This is a genomic window from Ancrocorticia sp., assembly GCF_052089425.1.
Taxonomy (GTDB): domain Bacteria; phylum Actinomycetota; class Actinomycetes; order Actinomycetales; family Actinomycetaceae; genus Ancrocorticia.
This window is the reverse complement of sequence record NZ_JBQCZW010000074.1, coordinates 1-3,827: the sequence shown is the minus strand read 5'-3', so window position 1 is coordinate 3,827 and position 3,827 is coordinate 1. Positions and strand designations below refer to the sequence as shown.

The 3,827-nt window shown below is 59.0% G+C and carries 4 protein-coding genes; 3 read left to right on the top strand and 1 reads right to left on the bottom strand.

Annotated elements, in window-relative coordinates:
* A partial coding sequence (locus tag ACTHV6_RS11965) for a Sir2 family NAD-dependent protein deacetylase (protein ID WP_441387869.1) occupies positions 1-887 on the top strand: 887 nt, incomplete at its 5' end.
* On the opposite strand, the gene ACTHV6_RS11960 is transcribed toward ACTHV6_RS11965, so the two are convergent.
* Positions 864-1,463: a TetR/AcrR family transcriptional regulator gene (locus ACTHV6_RS11960; RefSeq protein ID WP_441387868.1), complete on the bottom strand. Its 600-nt coding sequence runs from the start codon at positions 1,461-1,463 to the stop codon at positions 864-866. The two genes, ACTHV6_RS11965 and ACTHV6_RS11960, sit on opposite strands and share 24 nt — an antisense overlap.
* A gap of 28 nt (positions 1,464-1,491) precedes the next feature.
* Here ACTHV6_RS11960 and ACTHV6_RS11955 point away from each other — a divergent pair, with 28 nt between their 5' ends.
* A complete protein-coding gene (locus tag ACTHV6_RS11955) occupies positions 1,492-2,451 on the top strand; it encodes an ABC transporter ATP-binding protein (RefSeq protein WP_441387866.1) in 960 nt (319 codons plus the stop codon).
* Positions 2,448-3,827: ABC transporter permease (locus ACTHV6_RS11950; protein ID WP_441387864.1), on the top strand; the 1,380-nt coding region annotated here is incomplete at its 3' end. The genes ACTHV6_RS11955 and ACTHV6_RS11950, both read left to right, overlap by 4 nt.

Below are 3,827 nucleotides of genomic sequence, written 5' to 3'. Positions count from 1 at the left end.
CTCAGCAACTTCTTCGCATGCGAGACCCGTTGGCGGGACTTTCCGTCCCCATCTCACACGGAACAGCAGAGGATGCCTACGCGCTTCTGAATCCGGGCCGTACAGCAGTAATTACCGGCGCCGGTATCAGCACAGATTCCGGCATCCCTGACTATCGCAGCCCCGGTTCTCCCGAGCGCTCCCCCATGACAGGTGAGGCCTTCCGCGCCTCCGAGCGTAATCGCCAGCTCTATTGGGCGCGCGCCTATATTGGCTGGCTGCGATACCGCGAGTTTCAGCCGAATTCGACCCACAGGGATCTCGCCGCACTGAGACCGGCATCAATCATTACCCAGAATGTCGATGGTCTGCACGCCAAAGCCGGCTCGGACTCCGTGATCGAACTTCACGGATCGCTCCACCGCGTGGAATGCCTCCAGTGCGGCCGAACTTGGTCACGCGACTGGATGCAGGCAACGCTGGACGAGCTCAATCCGGGATTCCTTGAGTCCGCAGAGGACGCTCCCATCGATGCGGAGATCAATCCCGATGGTGACGTGGAGTTCACCAATGTTGAGGGATTCCAGTTCCCCAACTGTCCGCAGTGTTTTGGGATCCTCAAGCCGGAGGTCGTCTACTTCGGAGAGGCTGTCAAAAGCGCGACGGCCGAAGCCGCAACTCACGCAGTGGACGCCGCCGAATCGCTCGTGGTTCTCGGCTCATCTCTGGCCGTTCATTCGGCACTGCGCCTCGTGCGCCGGGCATCAAACGCGGGCAAGCCCATCGTCATCGTCACCGATGGCCCCACACGAGCAGACGATCTCGCCACCGTTCGCCTCGTTTCCCGCGTTGCCCCATTCACCTCAGGATGGCGGGCAGCCGCTTCAACGCGGGTCTGGCAGCTGTAGAGCGACACTCGCACTGGCCAACATGTAGGCCGGGGCCATGGTATCCACGAGTGGCTCGCGTGCGGACAGCTGATGGAGCAAGATCCCATCCATCAGTGCCAACACCATGCGTGCACTTGCTTCCGGATTGGCGCCGGGCAGCGATTCGGCAGTGGTTCGCACTACTTCATCGCGCGCCTCACGCATGATCGTCTGCAGCTCAGGATGGCGAGCCACGTGTAGCACCAGCTCGAAACGGGCCAGTGAGTATTCAGGTTGCTGCATGAGCGCCGAATATGTCTGGCTCGCTTGCGCCCACAATTCAGCAGGTATCGTACCTTCCACCTGAGCTTTCCGTATGACGGCAGCCGAAACCTGCATGACATTGGCGGACTCTACCCGAACCATGTACTTGAGCACGGCCTGAACAATGCCGTCCAGAGTGCCAAAGTGATACTTCACGGTTCCTTGCGATACTCCGGCACTCTCTTCGATTTTGCGATGAGTCAGGCCACGCATTCCCTCTTGCGCCAGCAGGCTCACCGCAGCCTCAATAAGACTGCGGCGCACTACCTCGCTCTTGTGATGTTGCGCCACATTGCCAAGTCTAGTATATTCCACAACTGTGGAAAAAAGATTAGACGTTGGGTCCAATGAACCCGTCATCGACATTCAAGGACTCACCAAATCCTTCGGTTCTGTGCATGCACTATCAGGCCTTGACCTTCGAGTTACCTCTGGCGAAGTTCACGGATTTCTCGGCCCCAACGGTGCCGGGAAATCCACCACCATTAGGATCCTGCTGGGGCTAGTGCGCCGTGATGGTGGCAAGATCTCTGTGTGGCGCCACGACCCGTGGGACGATGCGGTTCTCCTGCATCAGCGCATGGCCTATGTGCCCGGGGATGTTGTTCTCTGGCCAAACCTCACCGGCGGAGAAGCCATCGATGTCCTGAGCAGAGCCCGAGGCGGAGGCGACCGTGAGCGCCAGCGTGAACTCATAGATCTATTCGAGCTAGATCCGTCGAAGCGAGGTGCCACCTACTCGAAGGGGAACAGACAGAAGGTCGCGATCATCGCCGCACTTGCCAGCCACGCAGATCTCCTTGTCCTCGATGAACCAACAAGCGGCCTTGATCCCCTCATGGAGGCCATATTCGTGCGCTGCATCGAGGAGGAACGTGCTGCAGGACGAACGGTTCTCCTCTCAAGCCACACGCTTGCTCAGGTTGAACGGTTGTGTGACCGAATCTCGATCGTCCGCAACGGCCGCACCGTTGAATCAGGTTCGCTCGCACAATTGCGGCATCTGACACGAAGCAACATACGCGTGCGTACCCGCCACGAGCCGCAGTTGGAAGGAATACCCGGTATCCACGATGTCCAGCGCACGGCCGTTGGGGAGCTTCAGTTGAGCGTTGATGCAGCACAGCTCGATAACATCACGGGGCTTCTACACGCTGCAGGTATCGAATCGCTCGTCATCCAGCCCCCTACATTGGAGGAGCTGTTCCTCAGCCACTACGGCAACGCGGAACATTCCGGAAACGGGGAACAGTCCGGAAAACACGGAGATCTGGCATGAAACCACTCGCGGGCCTGAGTACGCCGTTGCTCCTAGCCCTCCGGCGCGAAAGATTTCGGCTGCCGGCATCCATCATCGCCCTAGCCTTCTGGGTTGGCCTGTTGGCGATCTCGCTGGTGCGGCTCTACCCCGATCAGGAATCCCGCCAGGGTTTGGCCGAGACTATCAACAATCCGGGAAGCACCTTCCTCATCGGACGGATCTATCGCGCGGAGAACTATCACTGGGATGCGATCATCGGTCACGAGACGCTCCTGATCGTTGCCATCGCCGTATCCATCCTCAGCATTCTTACCGTTGTTCGCCACACACGAGCCGAAGAGGAGGAGGGACGAATCGAGTTACTTCGCGCGGGGTTGGTTGGCAGGCATACACATCTTGCGACTGGCGTACTAATATCCATTGCCCTGAACGCCGGAATCGCCGCTGCGGTTTTCTGCACTCTCCTCCCTATCGGCGGCGAGGTTGTTAGCTCCGCAGGATCGCTCGTCTATGTCTCGTCACTCTTCGGAATCGGACTGGTGTTCACGGCTGTAGCCGCTCTCGCCGCTCAGATCACGGCAACGGGACGGGCCGCAACCGGGTTATCTGGCCTCGTTCTGGCTGCATCTTTCCTTGTCCGTGGCATTGCCGATACCTCCGAAAGCGCCGAAAACCTCGCTTGGGCCTCGCCCTTGGGATGGATTCAGCGGACATTTCCTTGGGACCAGAACAACCTATTGCCACTACTGGCCTGCGTGCTCGTATCGGCCGCGCTCCTTTTGGCGGCCTGCATCGTCAACACCAACCGCGATCTTGGCACGGGCCTCGTAGCCCCCAGAACCGGGCGGCCCACAGCGAGAACCTCTCTGCTCACGCCACTCGGGTTCGCCGCCCGTTTGAATCGCACCAATACCCTCGGGTGGCTCATCGGTCTCGCAATCTTTGCCGCCATGTATGGACCAATTCTCGGCGACGCTGAGAACTTCCTGTCCCAGATGCCCGTACTTGCCGACTTCATACCTACCGCCACAGATGACAGCGTGCGATTGTTTGCCTCCATCATCGTCTCGCTTGGTGCACTCGTCATATCAATTCCCGCAATTCAGGTGGTCACCCGCTTGGTTAATGACGAAAAGGCGGGACGTATCGCCGCAGTGCTGGCCAACCACTTCTCCCGTACATCGTTGTATGGGGCAACCATCCTGTTTGCCGTCATCGTGGCCGCCGCTCTTTCAGCATGTTTCGGTGTGGTGCTCGGACTCACCGCCGCCCACTCAACCGGAGATACAACCCTGCTTGGAGAGATAATCATTGCCGCTCTGGGTTATCTTGGTTCAATCGTTCTACTGATCGCGCTGGCCGGTTTCCTTGCAAGCTGGATACCACGGGCGGTT